This is a genomic window from Novosphingobium sp. HNCC26DJ243, from assembly GCF_057180545.1.
This window is the reverse complement of sequence record NZ_JBXUGN010000002.1, coordinates 187,618-213,291: the sequence shown is the minus strand read 5'-3', so window position 1 is coordinate 213,291 and position 25,674 is coordinate 187,618. Positions and strand designations below refer to the sequence as shown.

At 64.9% G+C, this 25,674-nt stretch carries 25 protein-coding genes; 13 read left to right on the top strand and 12 right to left on the bottom strand.

Annotated elements, in window-relative coordinates; translation table 11 throughout:
• Positions 1 to 69: 69 nt before the first annotated feature.
• Positions 70 to 267, bottom strand: coding sequence for a YdcH family protein (locus AC2A04_RS08510; RefSeq protein WP_484211893.1), 198 nt, complete (start codon positions 265 to 267; stop codon positions 70 to 72).
• 245 nt (positions 268 to 512) lie between these two features.
• Here AC2A04_RS08510 and AC2A04_RS08505 point away from each other — a divergent pair, with 245 nt between their 5' ends.
• The 6 genes from AC2A04_RS08505 (at position 513) to ftsH (ending at position 8,381) form a co-directional block, all read left to right on the top strand.
• Complete coding sequence (locus AC2A04_RS08505; RefSeq protein ID WP_484211892.1) at positions 513 to 671, top strand: YdcH family protein; 159 nt, start codon at positions 513 to 515, stop codon at positions 669 to 671.
• 178 nt (positions 672 to 849) lie between these two features.
• Positions 850 to 3,123 (top strand): phosphoenolpyruvate--protein phosphotransferase, encoded by a 2,274-nt coding sequence (ptsP, locus tag AC2A04_RS08500; RefSeq protein WP_484211891.1) that lies wholly within the window; start codon positions 850 to 852, stop codon positions 3,121 to 3,123.
• Positions 3,124 to 3,253: 130 nt separating this feature from the next.
• Positions 3,254 to 4,246: a helix-turn-helix domain-containing protein gene (locus tag AC2A04_RS08495; protein ID WP_484211890.1), complete on the top strand. Its 993-nt coding sequence runs from the start codon at positions 3,254 to 3,256 to the stop codon at positions 4,244 to 4,246.
• 125 nt (positions 4,247 to 4,371) lie between these two features.
• Positions 4,372 to 5,364: a tetratricopeptide repeat protein gene (locus AC2A04_RS08490; protein WP_484211889.1), complete on the top strand. Its 993-nt coding sequence runs from the start codon at positions 4,372 to 4,374 to the stop codon at positions 5,362 to 5,364.
• A 13-nt stretch (positions 5,365 to 5,377) separates the two neighbouring features.
• Positions 5,378 to 6,334, top strand: coding sequence for a tRNA lysidine(34) synthetase TilS (tilS, locus tag AC2A04_RS08485; protein ID WP_484211888.1), 957 nt, complete (start codon positions 5,378 to 5,380; stop codon positions 6,332 to 6,334).
• Between the two features lie 112 nt (positions 6,335 to 6,446).
• The gene (ftsH, locus tag AC2A04_RS08480) at positions 6,447 to 8,381 is read left to right on the top strand and encodes an ATP-dependent zinc metalloprotease FtsH (RefSeq protein WP_484211887.1); all 1,935 of its coding nucleotides are present in this window, start codon (positions 6,447 to 6,449) and stop codon (positions 8,379 to 8,381) included.
• 55 nt (positions 8,382 to 8,436) lie between these two features.
• Here the strand turns inward: ftsH and AC2A04_RS08475 are convergent, their stop codons facing one another.
• Positions 8,437 to 9,480 carry a DUF3667 domain-containing protein gene (locus AC2A04_RS08475; protein WP_484211886.1) on the bottom strand — a complete coding sequence of 348 codons (1,044 nt, stop codon included), beginning with the start codon at positions 9,478 to 9,480 and terminating at the stop codon, positions 8,437 to 8,439.
• A gap of 133 nt (positions 9,481 to 9,613) precedes the next feature.
• Here AC2A04_RS08475 and AC2A04_RS08470 point away from each other — a divergent pair, with 133 nt between their 5' ends.
• Genes AC2A04_RS08470 through AC2A04_RS08455 form a run of 4 tightly spaced genes read left to right on the top strand, consistent with a single transcriptional unit; the run spans position 9,614 to position 13,062 of the window.
• Positions 9,614 to 11,191 carry a peptidoglycan DD-metalloendopeptidase family protein gene (locus AC2A04_RS08470; RefSeq protein WP_484211885.1) on the top strand — a complete coding sequence of 526 codons (1,578 nt, stop codon included), beginning with the start codon at positions 9,614 to 9,616 and terminating at the stop codon, positions 11,189 to 11,191.
• Between the two features lie 35 nt (positions 11,192 to 11,226).
• Positions 11,227 to 12,219, top strand: coding sequence for a porphobilinogen synthase (gene hemB / locus AC2A04_RS08465; RefSeq protein ID WP_484211884.1), 993 nt, complete (start codon positions 11,227 to 11,229; stop codon positions 12,217 to 12,219).
• Between the two features lie 11 nt (positions 12,220 to 12,230).
• Complete coding sequence (locus AC2A04_RS08460) at positions 12,231 to 12,794, top strand: gamma carbonic anhydrase family protein (RefSeq protein WP_484212244.1); 564 nt, start codon at positions 12,231 to 12,233, stop codon at positions 12,792 to 12,794.
• On the top strand, positions 12,775 to 13,062 hold the full coding sequence (locus AC2A04_RS08455) for a DUF167 domain-containing protein (RefSeq protein ID WP_484211883.1): 288 nt from the start codon (positions 12,775 to 12,777) through the stop codon (positions 13,060 to 13,062). The genes AC2A04_RS08460 and AC2A04_RS08455 overlap by 20 nt, the downstream gene beginning before the upstream one ends.
• Positions 13,063 to 13,102: 40 nt before the next feature.
• Here AC2A04_RS08455 and AC2A04_RS08450 read toward each other — a convergent pair whose 3' ends face one another.
• The 7 genes from AC2A04_RS08450 to AC2A04_RS08420 form a co-directional block, all read right to left on the bottom strand.
• On the bottom strand, positions 13,103 to 13,678 hold the full coding sequence (locus AC2A04_RS08450) for a YoaK family protein (protein ID WP_484211882.1): 576 nt from the start codon (positions 13,676 to 13,678) through the stop codon (positions 13,103 to 13,105).
• Between the two features lie 64 nt (positions 13,679 to 13,742).
• A complete protein-coding gene (locus tag AC2A04_RS08445; protein ID WP_484211881.1) occupies positions 13,743 to 14,147 on the bottom strand; it encodes a group II truncated hemoglobin in 405 nt (134 codons plus the stop codon).
• 72 nt (positions 14,148 to 14,219) lie between these two features.
• Positions 14,220 to 14,408, bottom strand: a complete 189-nt coding sequence (locus tag AC2A04_RS08440) for a hypothetical protein (RefSeq protein ID WP_484211880.1) — start codon at positions 14,406 to 14,408, stop codon at positions 14,220 to 14,222.
• A gap of 54 nt (positions 14,409 to 14,462) precedes the next feature.
• On the bottom strand, positions 14,463 to 16,058 hold the full coding sequence (locus tag AC2A04_RS08435) for a cisplatin damage response ATP-dependent DNA ligase (protein WP_484211879.1): 1,596 nt from the start codon (positions 16,056 to 16,058) through the stop codon (positions 14,463 to 14,465).
• Positions 16,058 to 17,065, bottom strand: a complete 1,008-nt coding sequence (locus AC2A04_RS08430) for a ligase-associated DNA damage response exonuclease (protein WP_484211878.1) — start codon at positions 17,063 to 17,065, stop codon at positions 16,058 to 16,060. Before AC2A04_RS08430 ends, AC2A04_RS08435 begins: the two co-directional genes overlap by 1 nt.
• Positions 17,066 to 17,227: 162 nt before the next feature.
• A complete protein-coding gene (gene clpA, locus AC2A04_RS08425; RefSeq protein ID WP_484211877.1) occupies positions 17,228 to 19,603 on the bottom strand; it encodes an ATP-dependent Clp protease ATP-binding subunit ClpA in 2,376 nt (791 codons plus the stop codon).
• Positions 19,604 to 19,768: 165 nt separating this feature from the next.
• Positions 19,769 to 19,987, bottom strand: a complete 219-nt coding sequence (locus tag AC2A04_RS08420; RefSeq protein WP_484211876.1) for a DUF1192 family protein — start codon at positions 19,985 to 19,987, stop codon at positions 19,769 to 19,771.
• Between the two features lie 94 nt (positions 19,988 to 20,081).
• Here AC2A04_RS08420 and AC2A04_RS08415 point away from each other — a divergent pair, with 94 nt between their 5' ends.
• Positions 20,082 to 21,080, top strand: a complete 999-nt coding sequence (locus AC2A04_RS08415; RefSeq protein WP_484211875.1) for an NAD(P)H-quinone oxidoreductase — start codon at positions 20,082 to 20,084, stop codon at positions 21,078 to 21,080.
• 54 nt (positions 21,081 to 21,134) lie between these two features.
• Here the strand turns inward: AC2A04_RS08415 and AC2A04_RS08410 are convergent, their stop codons facing one another.
• The 3 genes from AC2A04_RS08410 to AC2A04_RS08400 form a co-directional block, all read right to left on the bottom strand.
• Positions 21,135 to 21,839, bottom strand: a complete 705-nt coding sequence (locus AC2A04_RS08410) for a DUF1013 domain-containing protein (protein WP_484211874.1) — start codon at positions 21,837 to 21,839, stop codon at positions 21,135 to 21,137.
• Between the two features lie 140 nt (positions 21,840 to 21,979).
• Positions 21,980 to 22,330, bottom strand: a complete 351-nt coding sequence (locus tag AC2A04_RS08405; protein WP_484211873.1) for a bactofilin family protein — start codon at positions 22,328 to 22,330, stop codon at positions 21,980 to 21,982.
• 4 nt (positions 22,331 to 22,334) lie between these two features.
• Complete coding sequence (locus AC2A04_RS08400) at positions 22,335 to 23,486, bottom strand: M23 family metallopeptidase (protein ID WP_484212243.1); 1,152 nt, start codon at positions 23,484 to 23,486, stop codon at positions 22,335 to 22,337.
• Positions 23,487 to 23,725: 239 nt separating this feature from the next.
• Here AC2A04_RS08400 and AC2A04_RS08395 point away from each other — a divergent pair, with 239 nt between their 5' ends.
• Both AC2A04_RS08395 and AC2A04_RS08390 read left to right on the top strand, forming a co-directional pair.
• Positions 23,726 to 25,003: a glutamate-5-semialdehyde dehydrogenase gene (locus AC2A04_RS08395; protein ID WP_484211872.1), complete on the top strand. Its 1,278-nt coding sequence runs from the start codon at positions 23,726 to 23,728 to the stop codon at positions 25,001 to 25,003.
• The gene (locus AC2A04_RS08390; protein WP_484211871.1) at positions 24,967 to 25,653 is read left to right on the top strand and encodes a nicotinate-nucleotide adenylyltransferase; all 687 of its coding nucleotides are present in this window, start codon (positions 24,967 to 24,969) and stop codon (positions 25,651 to 25,653) included. Before AC2A04_RS08395 ends, AC2A04_RS08390 begins: the two co-directional genes overlap by 37 nt.
• Positions 25,654 to 25,674 lie beyond the last annotated feature (21 nt).

Below are 25,674 nucleotides of genomic sequence, written 5' to 3'. Positions count from 1 at the left end.
GGACGTTTCTTAACGGGACATGTTGCAATGCGGCGACATTCGCCCGGCTGGCGAATCATCGCATTGAAATCACGCGATGATATCGGGGATCAGGTAATCCTCGATCATCGCGATCTGATCGCGCAGCAACAATTTGCGCTTCTTCAGGCGAGCAATCTGCAACTGATCCCGCGCTCCTGCCAGCGTAAGCGCATCGATTGCTGCATCGAGATCGCGGTGTTCAAGGCGCAGGGCCGCAAGCCGCTTGCGCATTTCCTCTTCGGTCACTGTCCGCAATACTCCCAGAAACGCTTTGCTACCGCGATGAAACGGGGCAGCCATACGTCTTACGGTCCAACCCGTAGCGCATGCGTCCCGACGCGGTTTGGCTTGCAAGATACGGCGAATGTGGGAGCATGACAACGCGCTGACTTGCCGAGTCGAGTAACGCGACTGGCAGATGGCGCCGCCCCGCACGGGGATGGCCTGTGCGGGTTTCTGACGGGGGCATTCGACCCGTAAGGAGGACACGCATGGAATCGACGCACATCAGCGCTCTCCAGATGAAGCACGCCGGACTTGAACGGCAGATCGAAATGGAAATGACCCGGCCTCTCCCGGACGATACGCTGGTGGCTCAACTCAAGCGAAAGAAGCTGAAGATCAAGGAAGCGCTGTCGCGAACACATTGACCTTCACCCTTATCAGAAAGCGCAAAGAGCCGTCCGACCGGGCGGCTCTTTCCTGTTGGCAGGGCGCCGTCGTCGCTCGGATCTCAAATTACGCATACGAATGAGCCGCAGATTGCAGCCCCCGATCCGTTCGCGCGCAACATTCCCAAACCCTGTTCACTAGGGTAATCCTCTGCCCATGCTCACAGCCGTCACCGCCGCTCGCCAGATCCTCACTTCGCTGCACGAGGTCATGGCGTCGCGCGCCGGGGCGCAGGCCAAGCTCAACCAGATCGTCGAGGTGATCGGCGAAAGCCTCAATTCCGAGGTCTGCTCGATCTACCTGCTGCGCGAAGGCATGCTCGAACTCTTCGCCACCCGCGGACTTAACCAGGCGGCGGTCCACGTCACGCGGCTCGCGGTAAGCGAAGGTCTGGTCGGCACGATTGCCGGCAATGTCGAAACGCTAAACCTTGCCGAAGCGGCAGCGCATCCGGACTTCGCGTTCCGTCCCGAAACGGGCGAGGAAAAGTTCCATTCCTTTGCCGGCGTTCCCATCGTGCGGCGCGAACGCGCGGTCGGCGTGGTCGCGGTCCAGCATGTCGAGCCGCGCCGTTACGAGGAAGTCGAGATCGAGGCGCTGCAGACCGTCGCGATGGTCCTGTCCGAACTCATCGCCAACGCCGAACTGATCGACGACGAGGAAACGCTGGGCGTTCCGGCGCACCTGACCGGGCCCGACCGGCTCAAGGGCCTGACCCTGGTCAAGGGCCTCGCCAGCGGCGTTGCCGTCTTCCACCAGCCGCGCGTGACGATCGAGCACGTCGTGGCCGAGGATACCGAAGCAGAGCGCCAGCGCGTCTATCTCGCCTTCGACAAGATGCGCGAGCAGATCGACCGCATGTCGAGCCAGGCCGAATTCGGCGTCGGCGGCGAACACGAAGAGGTGCTCGAGACCTACCGCATGTTCGCCTACGATGAAGGCTGGTCCCGGCGTATCAACGAGGCGATCGATTCCGGCCTCACCGCCGAGGCCGCGATCGAGCGCGTCCAGCAGCGCACGCGCATGCGGATGCGGCAGATCGACGATCCGCTTCTGGCCGATCGCATGCACGATCTGGAGGACCTGTCGAACCGGCTCTTGCGCATCGTCTCGGGCCAGCTCGGCACCGCGGCCAGCATGGGGCTCAAGGGCGACGCCATCCTGATCGCGCGCAATCTCGGCCCCGCAGAACTCCTCGAATACGATCGCCGACGTCTCAAGGGCGTGATCCTCGAGGAAGGTTCGCTCACGGCGCACGTGGTGATCGTGGCGCGCGCGATGGGCATTCCCGTGGTCGGCCGCACCCGGGCGCTGCGCGGAAAGATCCGCGAAGGCGATCATCTCCTGCTCGATGGCGATCAGGGCGTGGTCGATGTCCGCGCTGCACCTTCACTGATCGAGGCGTTCGAGGCACGCTTTGCCAAGAACCGCGAGCGCCAGCTCCACTACGCCGCCATGCGCGAGGTCGAGCCGTTCACGCGCGATGGCACGCGCATCGCCGTGCTGATGAACGCCGGCCTGCGCGACGATACGCCGATGCTCAATCTTACCGGCGCGGATGGCATTGGCCTGTTCCGCACCGAATTCCAGTTCCTCGTCTCGGCCACGCTCCCCTCGCGCGAGCGGCAGACCCGGCTTTACCGCGATGTGCTCGAGGCCGCAGGCGATCGGCCGGTCGTGTTTCGCACGGTCGATATCGGCGGCGACAAGGTGCTTCCCTATCTGCGCCACAACGATGGCGAAGCCGAAGAGAATCCCGCAATGGGCTGGCGCGCGCTGCGCGTCGCCCTGGAGCGCGGCGGCCTGCTCAAGGTCCAGGCGCGCGCGCTGCTTGAAGCGGCGGGTGGGCGCACGTTGAATGTCATGTTCCCGATGGTGACCGAACCCTGGGAATTCGATGCGGCCAAGGCGGTGTTCGACGGCCAGCTCGCCTATCTGCGCCAGCAGAAGAAGCTGCTGCCCGAGGCGATCCGCTACGGTGCGATGCTCGAAGTCCCGGCACTGGCCGAATGCCTCGACATTCTCGCGCCCAAGCTGTCCTTCCTGTCGATCGGCACCAACGATCTTACGCAGTTCCTCTTTGCCGCCGATCGCGCCAACCCCAAGCTGGCCGAGCGCTACGACTGGCTCAGCCCTGCGATCCTGCGCTTTCTGCGCCGCGTGGTGACCACTGTTGCCCCCTTCGGCACCGACGTCACCGTCTGTGGCGAGATGGGCGGGCGCCGGCTCGAGGCTCTGGCCCTGCTCGGACTTGGCATCACTCGCCTGTCGATCACCCCTGCAGCCGTCGGTCCGGTCAAGGAACTGGTGCGCAAGGTAGACATCTGCGAGATTCGGGCAGCGATGGACGGATGGCTGGCCCATCCCCCGCAAGACATGCGTGCGACACTGGCCGAATGGGCATGTTCGAAGGGAATCGAGTGCGACTGACGTCTTGAAGCGGTCATTTCGTCGCGCAATCGGGACCATTGCGGTGCAAGGCCGTTGACTTTGGCTGCGATGCAGCGAACCCATGGCGAAGGGTTCGCAATAGCTAAGAAGCAAAAGACGGGAGTTACCCTTGGCGGAAGCCGGCGGTCTGCAGGACATCACGAATACCGACAACACGGCCATCCCGGCAGGCGAACCACGCCGCCCGGGTGTGGGCGAAACCTTGCGCGCAGCGCGCGAGGCGGCGGGACTCGACATCAAGCAACTGGCACTGCGCACGCGTGTGACCGTGCGTCACCTCGAGGCGCTGGAGGCGGGCGACTATGCGGCGTTGCCGGGCCGGCCCTATGCCTTGGGTTTTGCGCGCAGTTATGCCCGCGTAGTCGGCATTGATGACAAGGCCGTTGCGGATTCCGTAAGGGCCGAGCTCGACCGCCAGGCACCGCCACCACCACCGCGCGCACTCAACCAGTTCGAAGTCGGCGATCCGGCGAAGACGCCCACGCGCCTGACTGTCTGGCTCGCGCTGGGTCTGGTCGTGGCGATCGCGCTTGCCGGCCTTGTGTTCTGGCGCAGCTATTATCTTCCGTCAGCAGAACTGCCCGCGCTGATCGGACCCGAAGAGGCGGCACCTTCCGCCTCTCAGATTGCCGTCGTGCCGCTGCCGGCGGCGGCACCGAACGGGCCGGTCACGTTCACCGCCACCGAAGATCGCATCTGGGTCAAGTTCTATGATGGCCAGGGCCAGCAGATCCTGCAGAAGGAACTGGCCAAAGGTGAGGCCTTTACCGTGCCTTCGGGTGCGCAGGATCCCAAGCTCTGGACCGGACGTCCGGATGCGCTCGCGGTTACGATCGGCGGCCAGCCGGTTCCGCGCATCGCTGATCGCGAAGGCATCGTGAAGGACGTGCCCGTCAGCGCGGCTGCCCTGCTGGCCCGCACGCAGGTGCCCGCTCCGGTGGCCATAGCGCCGACCGCTGCTGCTCGTGCGCCCGAACAGCGCGCTCGTCCGCGTCCCGCAGTGACGCGCCGTCCGGTTTCGGAGCCGACGGCTGCCCCCGTTGCAGACCTGCAGCCCATGATCGCCGCAGATAATCCGCCCGCATCCACCAGATTGAATTAACGCTGTCTCGACTTGTCGGGCGGCTTGCGGCAATCTACGCAGCGGAACGGGGTTAACGGCGCTTGTCCAATGGTTTGCCTCCTGGCTTTCCATGGTCCTTGCATCGCTGCTGCACGGGAATGACCATGACGATTTCACTTCGCGGCGCACTGCCGCTTGTTGCCCTTGCCCTGGCATTGAACGTGCCGACGGCCGCGCCGGTGCTCGCGCAGGCGACTGCCAAGACAACGCCGCAGGTCGATCCGGAAATGCGCCTTCGCCGGATGGAAGCCGAGATCCGCGCGATGCAGCGCAAGGTCTTCCCTGACGGTGCCGGCAAGACCTTCGTGCCCGAGATTACCGCAGGCCAGACAGCCGCTGTGCCGACGGGATCACCTGCATCATCGGCGGTGACCGATCTTCTTGCGCGGATGGACGCGGTCGAAGCGCAGCTTACCCGGCTTACCGCGCAGATCGAGGAAGGGCAGAACCGCTCGGCCAAGGTTGAAGAGCGGCTGGCCAAGCTCGAACTTGCCGCAGCCCCGCCTCCTGCAGAACCCGAAGCGCAGCCGGCCGCAGCCCCTGCCGCGCCCAAGCCCGCGCCTGCTGCTACGACACCGGCGCCCAAGCCGGCAACGCCAGCACCGGTCGCGGCCGCTACGCCCGCGAAGCCTGCAGCGGCCAAGCCCGCCACTCCGGCAGCCTCGCGCGTCGCCGCGGTCCAGGCGATAGAGAAGCCATCGTCTGGCGACGCCGGAGCGGATGAATACATGTATGGTTTCCGCCTGTGGGAGGCCAAGTTCTATCCCGAAGCGCAGCAGCAGTTGCAGATTTTCGTGGACCGCTATCCCCGTCACAAGCAGATCAGCCATGGCCGCAATCTGCTGGGCCGCGCATGGCTCGATGACGGCAAGCCGGGCACGGCGGCGCAGTTCTTCCTCCAGAACTACCTTGCCGACAAGAAGGGTGCCCGTGCGCCCGACAGCCTGCTCTATCTTGGCGTGGCCATGGTCAAGCTGAAGGATACCGAGAAGGCATGCGGCGCATTTGCCGAACTGGCGGCAACCTACCCGGACGAAGTCGCTGGCCGCATCAAGACCCAGTACGACAACGCCCGCGCGTCGGTGAAGTGCAAGTGATGGCAGGCGACATATGCTCGAGGTCGGCCAAGGCCTGACCGCGCGGTTCGCGGCGGACTGGCAGGCGCTTGCGCCTCCCGGTCCCGTGGGCCTTGCCGTCTCGGGCGGGCCCGACAGTCTGGCCCTGATGGTCCTGATGCACAAAGTCGCGCCGCGCAACTTCGCGGTGGCGACGGTGGACCATGGCCTGCGGCCCGATGCTGCCGACGAGGCGCGGATGGTTGCCGATGTCTGCAAGGCTTCGGGAATTGCCCATCACACGCTGACACTGGATCTCGCCAAAGGCAGTGCCGTCCAGGAACGAGCCCGTGCCGCCCGCTATCGTGCACTGGCCGACTGGGCCTGTGAGAACGGTCTTGCGGCCATCGTCACCGGGCATCATGCCGACGATCAGGCCGAAACGATGGCGATGCGGCTCAATCGCGGCTCCGGCTTGCGCGGTCTCGCCGGCATGCGGCCGGTGTCATCCGTTCCCGGCGCGACGGCTCTGCCGCTGCTGCGCCCGTTGCTGTCCTGGCGAAGAAGCGAGCTGGAGGGCGTTGTTCGCAAGGCGGGCTTGACGCCCGCTGAAGACCCCTCGAACCTTGATCCCACCTACGAGCGCGTCCGCATTCGCGGCGTCATGACGTCAAGCAATGTCCTTAATTCCGGAGGTTTCGCAGCGAGCGCGCGCCACCTTGCAGAAGCAGACGCGGCGATAGAATGGGCTACAGACCGGCTCTGGGCCGAGGTTGAAGCAACCGCACAGGGTTTCACGTGGAACGCCGCTCCGGACCTGCCTCGCGTCCTTGCGCTGCGCATCCTCGAACGGATCGTGAGCGCGTTCGAAAAGCCTCCGCCGCGCGGGACCGACCTCGCAAACTGGCAGGCAACGCTGAACAGTGGCGGTGTGTCGACACTCGCCGGAATCAAGGGCGATGCGCGCCGGGGGCCATGGCGCTTCACGCGGGCGCCGGACCGCCGGACCTGACCTCAAGACACATCGCTGAAAAACGGGCGCTCCGTTATATTGCGATTCACCCGGCCCGTCCTACATTGGCCCATGCAGCGTCGTGCAAGACGCGAATCCGGAAAGACTTTCGATGAACGACGATCAGCCCCAGGGTAACCCGTGGATCAAGAGCCTCCTCGTCTGGGGCGGGATTTTCCTTGCTCTGCTGCTGGTGGTCTCGATGTTCGGCTCGCGCACCGACCAGTCCGCCACGACCATTCCCTATTCGGCCTTCCGCAGCCAGGTCAGCGAAGGGCTGGTAAGGTCGGTCGAAATTTCGCCGGAACGCATCACCGGTTCGCTCAAGAACGGCGGCCAATTCGCCACCGTCCCCGTTCCCGGCGATTCAGACCTGCCCAAACTGCTGCAGGACAATGGCGTGACATATGCGGGCAAGGCGGCCGAGCAGCCGAACATGCTGATGTACATTCTCGTCAACTCGCTGCCGTTCCTGCTGATCCTGGGCGTCGCGTTCTTCGCGCTGCGCCAGGTGCAGAAGGGTGGCGGATCGGGCGCAATGGGCTTTGGCAAGTCGAAGGCCAAGCTCCTGACCGAGCGTTCGGGCCGCGTCACTTTCGATGACGTTGCCGGCATCGACGAAGCGCGCGAGGAACTGGAGGAAATCGTCGAATTCCTGCGCGATCCCTCGCGCTTCTCCAAGCTCGGCGGACAGATCCCGAAGGGCGCGCTGCTGGTCGGCAGTCCCGGCACCGGCAAGACCCTGCTCGCCCGCGCGATCGCAGGCGAGGCGGGTGTGCCGTTCTTCACGATCTCGGGATCGGACTTCGTCGAGATGTTTGTCGGCGTCGGCGCGAGCCGCGTGCGCGACATGTTCGAACAGGCCAAGAAGAACGCGCCGTGCATCGTATTCATCGACGAAATCGACGCGGTCGGTCGCCATCGCGGCCACGGTCTCGGCAATTCGAACGACGAACGCGAACAGACGCTCAACCAGCTGCTGGTCGAGATGGACGGCTTCGAGGCCAACGAAGGCATTATCATCATCGCGGCGACCAACCGCCCCGACGTGCTCGATCCCGCGCTGCTGCGTCCGGGCCGCTTCGACCGTCAGGTCGTGGTGCCGATCCCCGATATCGAGGGGCGCGAGAAGATCCTGTCGGTCCACATGAAGAAGGTGCCGCTGGCGCCCGACGTCAATCCGCGCACGATCGCGCGCGGCACGCCGGGCTTTTCGGGCGCCGATCTTGCCAATCTCGTCAACGAAGCCGCCCTGCTCGCCGCGCGCCGCAACAAGCGTCTGGTCGCGATGCAGGAGTTCGAGGACGCCAAGGACAAGGTCATGATGGGCGCGGAACGCCGCAGCATGGTCATGACCGACGACGAGAAGAAGATGACCGCCTATCACGAAGCCGGCCACGCCATCGTCTCGGTCAACGAACCGGCATCGGACCCGATTCACAAGGCGACGATCATCCCGCGCGGTCGCGCGCTGGGCATGGTCATGCGCCTGCCCGAGCGTGACAGCTATTCCTACCACCGCGACAAGATGCACGCGAACCTCTCGGTCTCGATGGGCGGTCGCGTCGCCGAAGAACTGATCTTCGGGCACGACAAGGTGTCGTCAGGCGCCTCCTCGGACATCCAGTACGCAACCTCGCTCGCGCGCTCGATGGTCACCAAGTGGGGCATGTCGGACAAGCTCGGGCCGCTCCAGTACGAGGACCAGCAGGAAGGCTATCTCGGCATGTCGGGATCGCAGCGCCTGTTTGCCTCGGATGAGACCAACAAGCTGATCGATACCGAAATCCGCACCCTGGTCGATGGCGCGCACGCCCGCGCCACACAGATCCTCAAGGAGCACGAAGACAAGCTGCACCTGCTGGCCCAGGCCATGCTTGAATACGAGACGCTGACCGGCGACGAGATCAAGGATCTGATCGAGAGCGGCAAGATCGACCGTCCGCAAAGCCCGAGCGGCTCCGCCCGTCCGGTCTCGGCTCAAGGGTCTGCCGTGCCGCGTGCCGGCAAGAAGTTCGGCGGATCGGCCAGCCCGCAACCGGCCTGATCGATTTTGGTTCAATGAGCAGATGAGGGGCGGAAGGAAACTTCCGCCCTTTTTGTCATGCGCCTGCTTCGACAAGGATCAGCAGCGCGAACAGCATCAGCGCGGCAAAGGAAAACATGCTCAGCAGCCACGTGCGCCACCACGCGCCGAACTTGGAAAGGCCGTAGGTCCCGCGCAATTGCAGGAACATGTGCAGCGGCGGAATGAATGCCCCGGCCACGGCGACGCTGGGCAGCCCGAACTGGCTGGCCATTGTCAGAACGATCGCAAGCAGCGTCATGAAGCAGAGCGAATAGGTGACGAACACCGTGTGGTCATAGATCCCAAACCGGCGGCTGAACGGAAACAGCAGCCACAGGAACGGAACGGAGATCGGGATCAGTGCCCAGCTCAGCTTGTAGCTGTAGGTTTGCACCTTGTAGAGGGCGAGGCCGGGATTCTCCTTCGCGTTCTTTACCGCATCGTTGATCCAGCCGATGTCGCTGGCAGTCTCGAAACCCGTCGTGTCGATGTTCGAAACCTTCACGCCGCTTGCCTTGAGCTTTTCCATCGCCGCGATGTCGTCACGCGATTCGGCAAGGGCAGCATCGATTTCCGCAATCTTTGCAGCATCGCCTGCGGCTTCCTTGCGGTGGGCCTCCAGTTCGACAAGATCGGCACGTTCCTTCTGCAGCGCCTCGTCCACGGTCACGTTCACGTTCGCCCCGATCCCGTCGCTGAACGCGTTGAACGTGGTGAAGAGCAGAAACACGCAGAACAGGAACAGCGCGATCGGCGAAACATAGCTCGCACGGCGGCCGTCTATGTATTCGCGCGTCAGCTTGCCGGGGCGGAAGAACAGCAAGGGCAAGGTGCGCCATATCTTGCCTTCGAAATGAAAGACCCCGTGCAGGAGGTCGTGGAAGAACGCGCTCAGCGTCTTGTGCACATGCGCGGCCTGCCCGCAGGCGTGGCAGTGCGAGCCGACGAGCGCGGTTCCGCAATTGAGGCAGGCGCTCTCATGCGTGTGGCCGGCCGACTGTTCCCCTGCATGAGGCTCGACCGCGCGGGCCGCTGCCAGTGTTTCGGCCAAGTCGCCCAGAAGCTGCGTATCGCTCAAAGTCAGTTCCCCGTTCCGTCACGACAGCATAGCCAGCAGGTCGCGCCTGCGCCACACCCTTGAGAAGCCCGGGTTTCACCGAACATTAACCTTGAAGGTGCAGTCCGGATCACAACAGGGTACAGGACGGGACGTGTACACAGCCACTGCCCCCCGGGGCGATCAGATCATGGGCTTTGCCGGCACCGGCCCGGTAGCGCGACTGCGCCAGCGCAGCGCCGTGCCCGCTACACCGGCTCATCCCCCCGTGCCCAACCGCGCGCAAGCCATCATTCGCTCGCTCACGGCCAGAATTGCCCCACATTGGCGGCGCAATCGCGCACGCTTCGAAAGCTGGTTCGCCGCGCAGGACTTCACGCCCGATCTCGCCGAAGATATCGGCAGCGCCCGCTGGTTCCGCGGGTTTGCAACCATGCTCGGCCTTGGCGCGGCGGCCGTGATGCTCTGGCCAAGCTTTGCGCCGCTTCAGGCAGCGCCCCTCACAGCGCTCGACGATGCAGCCCAGTCGGAACTGCGCGTGCAAGGCCTGCGTCCGCTCGCCTTCGGTGCAGACAATGGCCGCCACATGATCGCGACGGCCGCGGTGATCCCGCTGGCCGCAGCGCCCGAGCGCCCGAGCATCGATCTCACGGCAACGCTGGGCGCAGGGGACAGCTTCCCCCGCATGCTCCAGCGCGCGGGCCTTGCCAGCACCGATATCGTGCGCGTGCTCGATCTGGTCACCTCGCAGATCAAGCCGGGTGCAATCGAAGCGGGCACGCGCTTCGCCATCCGGCTCGGCGCACGCGTTTCGCCCGCGCAGCCGCGCCCGCTCGAACAGCTTTCGTTCCGCCCCCGCTTCGACCTCGCGCTCGACATCCGCCGCAACGGTGGTGGTCTGGCGCTTGCCGCGAATGCCCTGGCGATCGACACCAAGCCCATGCGCATCCGTGGCATCGTGGGTGGCAGCCTCTACCGCTCTGCCCGCGCCGCCGGTGCGCCGCCCACCGCCGTTCAGGATTACCTGCGCACGATCGATCAGCACATGGCGTTCGAGGAAATCGCCCCCGGCGACGAATTCGACCTCGTCTTCGCCAATCGCCGCGCTGCCAGCGGCGAATCCCAGCCCGGAAACCTGATCTACGCAGGCATCGTGCGCGCAGGAAAACCGATGCTGCAGCTCCTGCGCTGGGGCAATGATGGCGAATTTCTCTCGCCCCAGGGGATGTCCGAAGGCGCGCAGGAGACCACGGGCTTCTTCGGCGCGCCGGTCAACGGGCGTGTGACCTCGGGCTATGGTGCAAGGCGCCACCCCATCCTCGGCTACATGCGGATGCACGCCGGCATCGACTTCGGCGCGGCATGGGGCGCGCCAATCTATGCTACCGCCGATGGCCGCGTGTCGTTCGCCGGCTGGCACGGCGGGCATGGCAACTACGTGCGGCTCGACAATGGTGGCGGCATCGGCACCGGCTTCGGGCACATGAGCCGCATCGCCGTGTCACCGGGGATGAGTGTGCGGCGTGGCCAGGTGATCGGCTACGTCGGGTCGACCGGCCTTTCGACCGGGCCGCATCTCCATTACGAAATGTACCGCAACGGGCAGACCGTGAATCCGCAGTCGGTCGGTGCGATCACGCGGAGGGCTGCGGTCGATCCTTCGCAATTGGCGGCCTTCAAGGCAAAGCTGGCGCAAATCACCGCGATCACGGCCAACGCCGCCATACGGTGATTGTGCGAAGGCGTCTGGCCGGTTAGGCCTTCGCCATGTCCAGCTATCCCCAGACTCGCCTGCGCCGCACCCGCTCCACCGCATGGAGCCGCGCGATGCACCGCGAAGTGCTCGTCACGCCCGCCGATCTCATCTGGCCGCTGTTCGTGACCGAGGGCGCGGGCATCGAGGACCCGATCGCATCGCTGCCGGGTGTGTCGCGCTGGTCGGTCGACGGGATCGTCGCGCGGGCACGGGAAGCTGTCGAACTTGGCATACCTTGCCTCGCCCTGTTCCCGAACACGCAGGCGGACCGGCGCAGTGAAGACGGGCGTGAGGCGCTCAATCCGGACAACCTGATGTGCCGCGCGATCCGCGCGATCAAGGACGCCTGCGGTGACAGCATCGGGGTGCTGACCGATGTCGCGCTCGATCCATATACCAGCCACGGGCAGGACGGGCTGATCGATGACGCGGGCTACGTGCTCAACGATGCCACTGTCGATGTGCTGGTCGGCCAGAGCCTCAACCAGGCAGTGGCGGGAGCCGACATCATCGCGCCGTCCGACATGATGGATGGCCGCGTGGGCGCGATCCGCGAGGCGCTGGAAGGCGCAGGCCACGCCAACGTTCAGATCATGTCCTATGCGGCGAAATATGCCTCCGCCTTCTATGGCCCGTTCCGCGATGCCGTCGGCTCGCGCGGATTGCTCAAGGGTGACAAGAAGACCTACCAGATGGACCCCGGCAACGCCGAGGAAGCGCTGCGCGAGGTAGAGATGGACCTTGCCGAAGGCGCCGACAGCGTCATGGTAAAGCCGGGTCTGCCGTACCTCGACATCGCGATCCGCGTGAAACAGGCTTTCGGCGTACCGGTGTTCGCCTATCAGGTGAGCGGCGAATACGCGATGATAGAAGCCGCCGTGGCCGCTGGCGCAGCTGATCGGGACGCGATGGTCCTTGAAACGCTGGTGGCGTTCAAGCGCGCAGGCTGCTCGGGCGTCCTGACCTACCACGCGGCTCACGCCGCCCGCCTGATGGGGGCCTGAAACCTGTGGGTATGCATCCGGACGTGTCGATCATCACGCTCAACGGCAAGACGCCCCGCATCCATGAATCGGCCTTCATCGCGCCAGGGTGCCGCATCATCGGCGACGTGGAGATCGGGCCGGACGTGTCGATCTGGTATAACTGCGTTCTGCGCGGGGACGTAAATCACATCCATGTGGGCGCGCGCAGCAATATCCAGGACGGTTCGATCATCCACTGTGACAGCCCCGATGCAAAGCATCCGGCAGGCTTCCCCACGATTATCGGCGAGGACGTGCTGATCGGCCACATGGCGATGATCCACGGATGCACGATCGATGATCGCGGATTCGTCGGGCTTGGTGCAATCGTGATGAATGCCTGCGTGATCGAAAGTGACGCCATGCTTGCTGCTGGTGCCCTGCTTACGCCGGGCAAGCGGGTAGGGTCGCGCCAGCTATGGAGCGGTCGGCCCGCCGCCTACATGCGCGACCTGACAGATGATGCGATTGCCGACATGCAGCGCGGCGTACAGCACTACGTGGTCAACGGGAGGGCCCACAAGGCAGCAGTGCTTGGCCAGACCGAAACCTGATCTACCGCATGCGTCGACCCTGCGCGCGCTGGTCGATGGCGAAGGCCGGCTGGCCGTCCATGTGACGCCTGGTGCCCGCAGCGAAGCCATCGCGATCGTGGATGGGCGCGTGGCTGTGAAGGTCCGCGCCAAGCCAGAGGATGGGAAGGCCACCGCTGCTGTTCTCGCGCTCATCGCGCAGGCGCTCGAAGTCGCGCCATCACGGGTCGATTTGTTGCGCGGCGCAACTTCGCGCGAAAAGCTGTTCAGGATTCCGCCGGAAGCCTGAGCGCGATTGCGGTCATGAGTGCCGACCATGCCGCCGCGATCTACAGGCATCCCATCGGCAGGCGATCCTGCAGGAACGCGCCGAGCACCGCACCCGCGAGCAGGCCCGCCCACAGGGCTGCCCAGGACGTCCATCGCGTGTCCTTCTCTTCTGACAGCGCCGCCGCGATGCCCTGGCCAAGCTTGACCAGCGCGCCGGTCATGTAGGTCAGACCGACGGTCACTTCCCCGCCGCGCTGGAAGGTGTTGTTGAGCGCCCCCATCGCGAAGACCATTCCGCCCAGCATGATCGCTGGATTGCCCCAGGCCCGTCCCATCGCAGCCATCACAAGCATGGCTGAAACGACCGACAGCACAGCCGCCTTGCGCCATGCGCCTGCCCATCTGGCAGCCAATGCCCCCGCTATCACCCCGCCGAGAAAGCCGACTATCAGCAGGCCGGGCATCGCCGCATGGAGCGGGTCCGTACCGAGAGCCACGCCGAGCCGGGTCGAATTTCCCGACATGAACGACACGAAATAGCCATTGGCAGAGAGGAAGCCGACCGAGTCGACAAACCCCGCCATTGCCGCAAGAGCGACTGCAAGGCGGCGGCGCTGGCGATCGTATTGAAGCACGATGCGATGTTAGCGGGACCGGGGCCGTGCGGGCAATCGATCAATCAGGCGATCAATCAGGCGATCAATCACGGGCCATGCCGCGCGCCATCTGCGCGAGTACCTCGCTCAGAGCATTGGCGATCTCGGTATCGGCGGGCGCGACATCGGCAATCGCGCGGGTCATCGCCTCAGCCCACTGCTCGGCCGTTTCGCGGGTAATCGCAAAAGGCTTGTGCATCGACATCATGCATTTGCCCGGATTTGCATCGAACCAGTCGCGCGGTCCGCCCGCCCATCCGGCAAGAAACCCGGGAAGCGATTCGCGCATCGGAGCAAGATCGGGCGCATGCATCGCGCGCAAAGCCCGGAATGCGGGATCCTTGTCCATCAGATCGTAGAATCGGTCTGTGATCTGCCGAAGACCGGCAATGCCGCCGATGCGGTCGTATGGGCTGGCAACAGGCGTCTGCGCGGCTTGGGCGGCCAAGACAATGCTCCGGAATAAGGGATCGGGAGCATCGCTCCTAGCCTGATCGGGGCAAGGGCGAATTGATCAGCGTCAACCGCGCCAGGGCAGGGCCTTGACCGCAAGGCTCGCAGCTGCGCTGCCCAGAACCGCGCCGATCGCCAGATTGGTCGCTACCGCGTCCCATTGGTCATGGCGCGTCCATTCGCTCCCGGTCCGTATCGATGTCCAGGCGAGCTTTCCCAGCAACACGGCTGGAACGGCGAGAATGAGGTTGCCCATGTGCGTCGTCTCCCGGCATTTTATCGCACAACCGGCCTGTGCCGATGCGGTTCCTCAGTCCGCTATGAAGCCTTTCAGTGTCTCGAGTCTGTCCGCTTCGTGTGCAGGCTTGTCGCTGCGAATGCGGCTTATGCGGGGAAAGCGCATGGCAACGCCCGACTTGTGGCGCTTGCTCGCATGGACCGAATCGAAGGCCACCTCGAGCACCAGTGACTTGTCGGTTTCGCGCACCGGCCCGAACTTTGCGACCGTGTTCTGCCGGACATGACGGTCGAGCCATTTCAGCTCCTCGTCGGTGAAGCCGAAATAGGCCTTCCCCACAGGGAGCAGTTCGGCCCCCTGATCGGGATCGCCGTTCCAGCAGCCGAAAGTGAAGTCCGAATAGAACGAGGAGCGCTTCCCGCTTCCCCGCTGCGCATACATCAGCACGCAGTCTATCAGCAGCGGGTCGCGCTTCCATTTGTACCACAGGCCCGTGCGCCGACCGGCCACATAGGGACTGTCGCGCCGCTTGAGCATGACGCCTTCTATCGCCTCATCGCGGGCGCGGGCGCGGATTTCGGACAGGTCGTCGAAGTCCTTGGCCGGGATGATCTGCGAGATGTCGAACAGGCCCGGATCGAGCCGGGGCACCAGCGCCTCGAGCCGGACGCGGCGCTGCTCCCATGCCCACTCGCGCAAGTCTTCGCCGTCCTCGATCAGCAGATCGTAGAGCCGCACGAAAGCAGGATAATCGCGCAGCATCGCTTTCGACACGGTCTTGCGTCCCAACCGCTGCTGCAGCGCGTTGAAACTGGCCGCCCCGCCCGCTTCTCCGCCCTGATGCGATCCGCGCACAAGCAATTCGCCATCAAGCACCGCAGGTGTCGCAAGCGCCGAGGCGACCTCGGGAAAGGTGCCAGAGATATCATCGCCGCTGCGCGAATAGACGCGCGTCTCGCCCGCCACGTGCACGATCTGCACCCGAATGCCGTCCCATTTCCACTCGGCGGCGAATTCCGAAAGGTCCAGGCTTTCCGCCTCGAGCGGATGGGCGAGCATGAACGGCCGGAACAGCGGCAGCAGATCGGTGCGCGGCGGTGGAGCGCCCTCTGCCGCCCACTGGAACAGCGGCAGATAGGGCGGCGCCTGCCCGTGCCAGTACTCCTCGACGTCCTCGACGCTGACTTCGAACGCCTGGGCAAAGGCGACCTTCGCCAACCGCGCCGAGATGCCGATGCGCATCGCGCCGGTCGCAAGCTTCAGAAATGCATAGCGACCGTTGACGTCAAGACGGTCCAACAGTTCGGCAACAACCTGCGGCGCGGTCGCGCGGGTCGTCGCGTGCAGGGTTTCGACCACTTCGGCCACGCTGGGTGGCGCAAGGTGGTCACCCATGGGCTCTGGCCAGAGCAGGCTCGCGGTTTCCGCTGTATCGCCAACGTAATCGCGGCTCAGCGTCCAGAGCACCGGATCGACTCTCGCGGCCAGAAGGCTGCGGATCGTGCCGGCCTTCACGGCGGTGAAGTCGAGGCCATCGGTCAGCGCCGCCAGCGCCCAGCCGCGATCGGGGTCGGGCGTTTCGCGCATGTATGCCGCAAGCAGCGCCAGCTTGGCATTGCGCGAAGGCGTGAGCACGAGCGCGTCGAGAAGGGCGGCAAAGCGCTCCATCAGTCGTCCTCGTCCTCGTACCCGACCAGCGCCAGAGCGCGCGCCTTGCGCTGGGTCAGCTCGCACCAGCGCAGCAAGGCTTCCTCGCGCCCATGCGTGATCCAGGTCTCTGCCGGGTTCACTTGCGCGATGGTTTCGGTCAGTTCGTCCCAGTCGGCATGGTCGGATATGATCAGCGGCAGTTCGACGCCGCGCTGCCGCGCTCGCTGGCGCACGCGCATCCAGCCCGACGCCATGGCGGTCACGGGATCGGGCAATCGACGGCTCCAGCGATCGTTGAGTGCGGAAGGGGGGCAGATCACGATGCCGTTCTCCAGCGCAGTCTTTGGCATGCCCGCCACGGGCTTGAGATCGCCCAGATCGATGCCGTGGTCCTCGTACAGGCGGCACATCCGCTCCATCGCGCCGTGAAGCCAGATGGTTTCGCGGTATCCCGCCGCGCGAAGTTCGGCGATCACGCGCTGCGCCTTGCCCAGGGCATAGGCGCCCACCAGCACGCAGCGCCCGCCATCATTCTCGCGCGCGTCTAGCAGCTTGGCCATTTCCTCGGCGATGGGAGGGTGCCGGAACACGGGCAGCCCGAAAGTCGCCTCGGTCACGAAGACATCGCAGGGCGTTACCTCGAACGGGGGGCAGGTGGGATCGGCGCGGCGCTTGTAGTCGCCGGTGATGACGACGCGTTCACCGGCATGTTCGAGCAGGATCTGCGCCGAACCCAGCACGTGGCCCGCAGGAACGAATGTCGCCCGCACATCGCCGCGCAAGGTGACGGTCTCGCCATAGCCGACCGGCTGTGAACCGGCTTCGACCACGCCATAGCGCAGAGCCATGATCGCAAGGGTCTCGGGCGTCGCCACGGTCCGGGCATGCCCGCCGCGCGCATGATCGGCATGGCCATGCGTGACCAGCGCCAGATCGACCGGACGTGACGGATCGATCCAGGCATCGGCTGGCGTGATATGGAGCCCGTGCGGCTCGGGGCGCAGCCATGAGAACGGTGGGGCCATGGATCACACAATGGCCGGAGGCGCACTCGCGTTCCAGTGCCCATTGGGTATGGGCGAAAAGTTGCGCGGCGCGACTTTGCCCAAGCATGCGTTTTTCTGTCTACCAAAAGAAAAAGGCCCGCCCCAAGGGGCAGGCCTTGATCCATAACGCTTGGCGGAAGCCTATTCGGCCTCATCCGAGCTTGATTCGGTCGCAGGACTGCCGGCCTTGCCCTTGCGCGCCTTCTTCTTGACCAGCTTGGGCGCAGCCGGCGTCAGTTCGAACGACAGCGCGCCGTCCTTGCCCTCATCGGCTTTGAGGCTGACGTGAACTTCGCCGCCATTGGCGAGCTTGCCGAACAGGAGTTCCTCCGCCAGCGGCCGCTTGACCTTCTCCTGGATCAGCCGCGCCATCGGGCGCGCGCCATAGAGCTTGTCATAGCCCTGGCGGGCCAGCCACGCGCGCGCATCGGCATCGAACTGGATGTGCACGTTCTGGTCGGCCAGCTGCAGTTCGAGCTGGAGCACGAACTTGTCGACCACGCGGCTGACGACTTCGGTCGGCAGGTAGCTGAATGGCACGATAGCATCGAGGCGGTTGCGGAATTCGGGCGTGAACATCTTCTTCACCGCTTCGTCGCCCGCATCGGCCTTCGAAACGTCGCCAAAGCCGATGCCCTGCCGCGCCATGTCCGACGCGCCCGCATTGGTGGTCATGATCAAGACCACGTTGCGGAAATCGACTGTCTTGCCGTGGTGGTCGGTCAGGCGCCCGTTGTCCATCACCTGAAGCAGGATGTTGAACAGGTCGGGATGCGCCTTCTCGATTTCGTCGAGCAACAGCACGCAATGCGGCTGCTGGTCGATGGCATCGGTCAACAGGCCGCCCTGATCGAACCCGACGTAGCCCGGAGGCGCACCGATCAGGCGCGATACCGAGTGTCGCTCCATGTATTCCGACATGTCGAAGCGCTGCAGCGGAATGCCCATGATCTGGGCAAGGCTGCGCGCGACCTCGGTCTTGCCGACGCCGGTCGGGCCGCTGAACAGGAACGAGCCGATCGGCTTGTCCGCATCGCGCAGGCCTGCGCGGCTGAGCTTCATGGCCGAAGACAGCACCTCGATTGCCTTGTCCTGACCGAACACCAGCCGCTTCAGATCGCGGTCGAGATGTTCGAGCACCTTCTTGTCGTCGCTCGACACCGACTTTGGCGGAATGCGTGCCATCGTCGCGATGACCTGCTCGATCTCGCGTGCGGTGATCGTCTTCTTGCGCTTCGAGGGCGGCACCAGCATCTGCATCGCGCCCACTTCGTCGATCACGTCGATCGCCTTGTCGGGCAGCTTGCGGTCGTTGATGTAGCGCGCCGAAAGCTCGACCGCGGTCTTGATCGCGTCGGGCGTGTACTTGACCTTGTGATGGTCCTCGAACGCGGTGCGCAAGCCCTTGAGGATCTTGATCGTGTCCTCGATCGTCGGCTCGTTGACGTCGATCTTCTGGAACCGGCGCAGCAGCGCGCGGTCCTTCTCGAAGTGGTTGCGGAACTCCTTGTAGGTGGTCGAGCCGATGCAACGGATCGTGCCGCCCGAAAGCGCGGGCTTGAGCAGGTTCGATGCATCCATCGCGCCGCCGCTGGTGGCACCGGCACCGATCACGGTGTGGATCTCGTCGATGAACAGCACCGCGTGCGGCATCTTCTCGAGTTCGGAGACCACCTGCTTGAGGCGTTCCTCGAAATCGCCGCGATAGCGGGTGCCTGCCAGCAGGCTGCCCATGTCGAGCGAGTAGATCACCGCTTCGGACAGCACTTCGGGCACATCGCCTTCGACGATCTTGCGCGCCAGACCCTCGGCGATCGCGGTCTTGCCCACGCCCGGATCGCCCACATAGAGCGGGTTGTTCTTCGAACGGCGGCACAGGATCTGGATCGTGCGGTCAACCTCGGGTCCACGCCCGATCAGCGGATCGACCTTGCCGCTCAGCGCCTTCTCGTTGAGATTGACGCAGAACTGGTCGAGCGCGGTTTCCTTCTTCTGGCCCTTGGCGTCGGCCTTCTCTTCCTGCTGCTTGGGCGCTTCTTCCTCGGCGCCCTTGGCGGTGCGGCCATCGACCGCACGGCCACCCTTGCCGATGCCGTGACTGATGAAGCTCACCGCATCGAGGCGGCTCATGTCCTGCTGCTGGAGGAAATAAACGGCGTAGCTGTCCCGCTCGGAAAACAGCGCCACGAGCACGTTGGCGCCGGTCACGGTGTCCTTGCCGGAAGACTGCACGTGCAGGATGGCGCGCTGGATCACGCGCTGGAATCCGGCAGTCGGCTGGGGATCTGCCTTTTCCTGCGTCTTGAGCGACTGGTATTCCTGATCGAGGTACTGGCGCACGACGTCACCCAGATCGCCCAGGTCCACGCCGCAGGCCTGCATCACCTGCGCGGCATCGGCATCGTCGATCAACGCCAGCAGCAAATGCTCCAGCGTCGCGTACTCGTGGCTGCGCTCGGACGCGTTGGCGAGCGCGGTATGCAGCGTTTTTTCGAGACTCTGGGCGAAACTGGGCATGGATCTACTTTCTGGCTTGCGCCGGTGGGTTCCCGTGAAGGGAGAGTGCACCCGCGCGATTAACCAAGGCTAAACCACGGCGGAGTGCGATAACAGATGCCCACAGGACGGTGGCATCGGATACGATATGGGAAGGCCGCCCGGCAAAAGGAAGGGCGGCAGCCATCATCCCGCGTCGCCCGCAGGCGGCGGCGTTCGAAACAGCGCGTCCGCGGCTGCTCGATGCGCGCTGGCCTTGTCGCGGTGGTCAACGGTGCGCATTATTTCGAGCTCGAGCAGACGGATACGCTCGTTCAGTTCGTCATGGGAATAGGGGTCGAGCACTTCGGCGGCCAGCTGGCTGGCCAGATCCCCTTTCGGGCGAGGGCGCTCGTCTATGTCCATTGCGGTGCACAATGTGCCCGCGAATGCCTTGCTGTCAACGCCTTGCGTGCGCTAGCATCACCGAATTGGTATTCCACGCAATTCAGGATTTTGGATGACCGCCATTCCCGATACGATGACGGCCATGGGCTGGGACGCGCCGGGAGGCCCCGAAGTCCTGCGCCCTGAAACGGTCTCCGTGCCACGGCCCGGTCCGGGACAAGTGCTCGTCAAGGTCGCCTACGCCGGAGTGAACCGGCCGGACGTGATCCAGCGGATGGGAATGTATCCGCCTCCGCCGGATGCATCGCCACTGCCGGGACTCGAAATTTCCGGGCAGGTCGTAGCCATGGGCGAGGGCGTAATCGTACCCTTCGTTGGTCAGTCGGTCTGTGCATTGGTGGCCGGCGGCGGCTATGCCGAATACTGCCTGGCCGAAGCCGCGCAGTGCTTCGATGCTGGCGACGTGCCGCTGGCCGAGGCCGCCGCCATTCCCGAAACGTTGATGACCGTGTGGCACAACGTGTTCGAACGCGGGATGGTGGCCGAGGGCGAGACGATCCTCGTCCATGGCGGCACCAGCGGCATCGGGTCGATGGCACTCCTGCTGGGCAAGCTGTTCGGCGTCACCGTCATTGCAACCTGTGGCGGGCCTGAAAAGTGCGCGCAGGCAATCGCGATCGGTGCTGCACACGCCATTGACTACAAGGCCACCGATTTCGTCGAGGAAGTGGCGCGGATCACCGGTGGGAAGGGCGTCGAGATGGTCCTCGACATGGTCGCTGGCGATTATGTCGCGCGCAATCTCAAGTGCCTGGCCGACGATGGCCGCCATGTGACGATCGCGGTGCAGGGCGGAGTCCGCGCCGAGATCAACATGGCCGAAGTCATGCGCCGCCGCCTGACGATGACGGGATCGACGCTGCGCCCGCGCTCCAGGGCGTTCAAGGCGGCTTTGGCCCAGGAAATCCGAGAAACGGTCTGGCCGCTGATCGCCGAAGGCGAACTGCGCCCGATCATGGACCAGTGCTTCCCGCTCACCGAAGTCGCTGCAGCCCACGCCCGGATGGAACAGGGTGCACACATCGGCAAGATCGTGCTGAAGGTCGGCTGACACGAAAAAGGCCGCCCGTTGCGGGGCGGCCTCTTCATTCCACGTCCGGCCAACTCAGCTGTCCGAAATGCCCTCGGCGCGGCGTGCGGCCAGCCATGCGGCAGCCTCTGCTTCCTGCGCGGCTTCCGAGGCAGCCTTGGAGTGCGCGTCACGCTCGGCCCGCAGTTCCTCGATCAGTGCTTCGCGATCCGAGCCCAGACGAATGGCAGCTTCACCATTGTCCTCGAACCCGGCCTTCTTCGCGGCCTTCGCCACCAGCGCATCGAGTTCGCGCTGCGAACACAGGCCCAGCGTGACCGGGTCCTTCGGGTTGATGTTGCTGATGTTCCAGTGGCTGCGATCGCGGATCGCGGCGATGGTCGTGCGCGTGGTGCCGATCAGCTTGCCGATCTGCGCGTCCGAAACCTCGGGGTGGTTGCGCAGGATCCAGGCGATGCCGTCGGGCTTGTCCTGACGCTTCGATACCGGCGTGTAGCGCGGCCCCTTGGTGCGGCTGACCGAGATCGGTGCGCGCTGCATCTTCAGGCGGTATTCGGGGTTGTCCTGGCCCTTGTCGATTTCGGCCTGGTTGAGTTCGCCCGAGTGCAGCGGGTCACGCCCGGTATACTTCTGCCCCGCAAGGTCGTCAGCCATCGCCTGGACTTCGAGGATATGCAGCCCGCAGAAGTCTGCGATCTGCTCGAACGTGAGCGCGGTATTGTCGACGAGCCACGATGCGGTCGCATGCGGCATCAGCGGATACGTGGGCTGGGTGCTCACGGGTGGTCTCCCGAAAAATGTCAGACGCCAAAAAGGCAGATACAATAAGGGCCGCCCCTTGCGGAGCGGCCTTGCTTGATCGTGATGTAGGCGAGGATGCCCGAATCGGCAAGAGTTGAGTTTCGGACCCCGCTGGACCGTCAGCTCACCAGCGTCAGCGCGGGTTCCTCCCCGGCATGGACGCGATGCGCGAACTTGCCGTCGACCTGCGCGCCCTGTTCGATCGTCAGCGCGTCATAGGTCACGTCGCCGTGAATGCGCGCCGACTTGAGAATCACCAGCTCGCCCGCCTCGATCGAGCCGTGAACCGTGCCGGAAAGCCGTGCGCTCTGCGCCTTGATCGCTCCGGTGATTGTGCTCTTCTCGCCCTGCACCAGTGCGGCGCAAGTGATGTCGCCCTCGACATTGCCGTCGATGTGAAGGTCTGCGGTGGCGCGAAGATCGCCCTTTACCGAGACGTCGGTGCCCAGGATCGAGAAAGTGGCGGCCATCGTGTTACCCCCGGTTGGCGCGCGATAGTCCGGCGCTGGCTTCTTGTTGAACATTGCTGGCTGCCTCAAGGAAGGGGCGCGGGTTGACCGGACGGTCGTTGATCCGCACCTCGAAGTGAAGATGGGGGCCGGTGGAGCGGCCGGTGCTGCCGATCTTGCCGATTTCGGCACCGGCGTCCACTTTCTCGCCGACGCGCGCGCCGGTCCGTGACATGTGGGCGTAGCGCGTCATCAGGCCGTTGCCGTGGCTGACTTCGACGCAATTGCCGTAGCCCTGCTTGACCCCGACGAAGCTGACGGTGCCAGCCGCTGCCGAATAGATCGGCGCGCCGATCGGCCCACGGAAATCGAGGCCCGCATGGAACGCCGCGCCGCCATTGAACGGGTCGGAGCGATAGCCGAACCCGCTCGAGATATATTCGAGGCTGGCGGGCAGGGTGTTGGGAATGCGGGCGAGGCCCTTTTGCATTGCCGCCATGCGTTCAAGGCTGGCGCCAAGTCGCGCAAAGCGCGGATCGACCGAATCGTCGCTTCCGGTGAACAGGCGGATCAGCGGACCACCTTGCGCTTCGCGTGCGCTGGCGCGCAGCATGGCGGGGTTGAGGCCGACGCGACGGATCGCGGTTTCGGCTGCGGCCGAGCGTGCGTCGGCATAGCGCGTCAGGCGTTCGATGAAGGCCAGCTGGCGCGCCTCGATCTCGGCCAGGCGGCGAGCCTCGGGCAGTTCCATCGAAATCTTGCGCACGGTCTTTTCCGCCTCGGCGCTGCTGTCCGATACGGTGCCCTGCGGCAGGTCGTGTGGCAGATCGCCGATCGTGCCCTGAATGGCCTTCTCGATGAAGTCCTGCCGGCGCGCCAGATCGTCGGCGACGCCTTCGAGCCCACCGCGATACTTCTGAACGCGGCTCTCCGCCGAGGCGACGGCAGCTTCGCGCTCGAGCAATGCGGCGTGATCCTGCGCGGCGGTGAACTGCGAGACGAGCGCAGCCGTCATCATGCCCAGCCAGAGCAGGATCGCAGCAGCAATCCCGCCGGCGACAGACATCTGGAGGCGTGGCGAGAAGCGGATGAAACGGACCTGGCCGTGCGAGCGCATGAAAAATTCGCGCTCGGGAAACCAGCTCCTGATCCGGGCCGCAGCCTCGGCGAGCGTGATGGTTGGCAAGACTTGGCGACCCCCGTCGTGTTTTTAGTCTGATCCCGTTGCCGCGCGCGTTACCTGCGGGAACCAATCATGGCGAATCGCATTTGGCCCATGCGGGGTGAAGCGTGTGAGTCGCCCGATGAATCGTTTGCAAACATGTGAGCGGTCACATTCCGGCTCGATTCTCGCGGGCTGGCCGAGTCGCGTCGCGGGCATGACAACCGGCCTGTGCAATGGTAGGGGCTCGGCCCATGTCCACGCAGCTTGCCCCGTCCGCCCAATCCGTCACCGACATGGTCGAAGGCCTCGCCCGCGCCGCTCGCGCCGCACAGCGCAGCCTGGCGCGCATGGATTCTCCGGCCAAGGAACGCGCGCTCAAGCTTGCGGCAGCGGCAATGCGTGCCGCGTCGGACGATATCCTTGCCGCCAATGCGCAGGACATGGCCAATGGCGCCGCGACCGGGCTTTCACCTGCCATGCTCGATCGCCTGAAGTTGACGCCCGAACGACTTAGCAGTGTGGCCGATGCGGTCGAACAGGTTGCCTCGCTGGCCGATCCGGTCGGGGAAATGATCGGCGAGAGCGCGCGGCCCAATGGCATGGTGCTGCAGCGCGTGCGCATCCCCGTGGGCGTGATCGGGATCATCTACGAAAGCCGCCCCAACGTGACGGCGGATGCCGCCGCGCTTTGCGTGCGTTCGGGCAATGCCACGATCCTGCGCGGCGGATCCGAGGCGGTCCATTCGAATCGCGCGATCCACGCGGCGCTGGTCAAGGGACTGGTCGAAGGCGGCGTGCCTGCAGATGCGGTCCAGCTTATGCCGACGCAGGATCGCGCCGCGGTCGGTGCGATGCTGGCAGCAGCGGGCCTGATCGACATGATTGTGCCGCGGGGCGGCAAGAGCCTTGTCGCCCGCGTCCAGGCCGATGCCCGCGTTCCCGTGCTCGCGCACCTCGATGGCATCAACCACACCTTCGTCCATGCTGCAGCCAACGCGGACATGGCCCAAGCCATCGCGCTCAATGCCAAGATGCGGCGAACCGGCATCTGCGGCGCAATGGAAACGTTGCTGATCGATGCAACCTATCCCGATCCGCACGGCCTCGTCGAACCGCTGCTTGCCGCAGGCTGCGAACTGCGCGGCGATGCCCGAGCCTGCGCGATCGATCCCCGCATCACGCCTGCAAGCGACGAGGACTGGGACACCGAATATCTCGAGGCGATCCTCTCGGTGGCGGTGGTTGACGGCATCGACGGAGCACTTGCCCATGTCGCGGCCCATGCCTCGGGCCATACCGATGCCATCGTCACGCAGGAGCAGACCGTCGCCGACCGCTTCCTTGCCGAAGTGGACAGTGCGATCGTGATGCACAACGCCTCGAGCCAGTTTGCCGATGGCGGCGAATTCGGTCTGGGTGCCGAGATCGGCATTGCGACGGGCAGGCTTCACGCGCGCGGTCCGGTCGCGCTCGAAGGCCTCACGACCTACAAGTGGCTGGTGCGTGGGTCCGGGCAGGTGCGCCCCTGACGCTGACCGGCCTTCTTGGCGGAAGTTTCAATCCCGCACACGGCGGCCACCGGCGCGTCACGCTCTTCGCGATCGATGCGCTTGGCCTCGACGAGGTCTGGTGGCTGGTTTCGCCCGGTAACGTGCTCAAGCCTGCCCAAGGCATGGCACCCTTGCCGGCGCGGCTGGCCTCGGCTCATGCGCAATCGCGCAATGCCCGCATTCGCGCCACCGCAATCGAGCGGGAACTGGGCACTCGCTACACCGTCGATACCCTGCGCGCGCTCAGGCAGCGCTATCCACGACGCCGCTTCGTCTGGCTGATGGGTGCGGATAATCTTGCGCAGTTCCACCGCTGGAAAGACTGGCGGCAGATCGCGAAGTTGATGCCGATTGCGGTGATCGCGCGTCCGGGTTATGATGCTGCTGCCTTGGCAAGTCCTGCCATGGCCTGGCTGCGCCGCTGGCGTCAGCGGCCCGGGCAGTTCGTCTCCGGCGCAATGCGGAGCGCTCCGGCGCTGACCATTCTTCGCTTCGATCCCGATACCCGATCGGCCAGCGCGATTCGTGCCGCCGACCCCGACTGGTCCGGCGCGATTGCCACGGCCAGCCTGCGCGACAGCGTCACGCATCGCGCGATCGCACCCTCGCCGGAACGAGGGAAATCCTGACTACGCAAGCCCATCTCGCGG

What these genes read in the sequence shown, in the direction of transcription:
- clpA (WP_484211877.1), bottom strand. Translation starts at nt 19,603, where the DNA reads ATGCCCAGTTTCGCCCAGAGTCTCGAAAAAACGCTGCATACCGCGCTC.
- AC2A04_RS08430 (WP_484211878.1), bottom strand. Translation starts at nt 17,065, where the DNA reads ATGGCCCCACCGTTCTCATGGCTGCGCCCCGAGCCGCACGGGCTCCAT.
- AC2A04_RS08440 (WP_484211880.1), bottom strand. Translation starts at nt 14,408, where the DNA reads ATGGGCAACCTCATTCTCGCCGTTCCAGCCGTGTTGCTGGGAAAGCTC.
- ftsH (WP_484211887.1), top strand. Translation starts at nt 6,447, where the DNA reads ATGAACGACGATCAGCCCCAGGGTAACCCGTGGATCAAGAGCCTCCTC.
- AC2A04_RS08415 (WP_484211875.1), top strand. Translation starts at nt 20,082, where the DNA reads ATGACCGCCATTCCCGATACGATGACGGCCATGGGCTGGGACGCGCCG.
- AC2A04_RS08435 (WP_484211879.1), bottom strand. Translation starts at nt 16,058, where the DNA reads ATGGAGCGCTTTGCCGCCCTTCTCGACGCGCTCGTGCTCACGCCTTCG.
- ptsP (WP_484211891.1), top strand. Translation starts at nt 850, where the DNA reads ATGCTCACAGCCGTCACCGCCGCTCGCCAGATCCTCACTTCGCTGCAC.
- tilS (WP_484211888.1), top strand. Translation starts at nt 5,378, where the DNA reads ATGCTCGAGGTCGGCCAAGGCCTGACCGCGCGGTTCGCGGCGGACTGG.
- AC2A04_RS08420 (WP_484211876.1), bottom strand. Translation starts at nt 19,987, where the DNA reads ATGGACATAGACGAGCGCCCTCGCCCGAAAGGGGATCTGGCCAGCCAG.
- AC2A04_RS08405 (WP_484211873.1), bottom strand. Translation starts at nt 22,330, where the DNA reads ATGGCCGCCACTTTCTCGATCCTGGGCACCGACGTCTCGGTAAAGGGC.
- AC2A04_RS08395 (WP_484211872.1), top strand. Translation starts at nt 23,726, where the DNA reads ATGTCCACGCAGCTTGCCCCGTCCGCCCAATCCGTCACCGACATGGTC.
- AC2A04_RS08490 (WP_484211889.1), top strand. Translation starts at nt 4,372, where the DNA reads ATGACGATTTCACTTCGCGGCGCACTGCCGCTTGTTGCCCTTGCCCTG.
- AC2A04_RS08505 (WP_484211892.1), top strand. Translation starts at nt 513, where the DNA reads ATGGAATCGACGCACATCAGCGCTCTCCAGATGAAGCACGCCGGACTT.
- AC2A04_RS08460 (WP_484212244.1), top strand. Translation starts at nt 12,231, where the DNA reads ATGCATCCGGACGTGTCGATCATCACGCTCAACGGCAAGACGCCCCGC.
- hemB (WP_484211884.1), top strand. Translation starts at nt 11,227, where the DNA reads ATGTCCAGCTATCCCCAGACTCGCCTGCGCCGCACCCGCTCCACCGCA.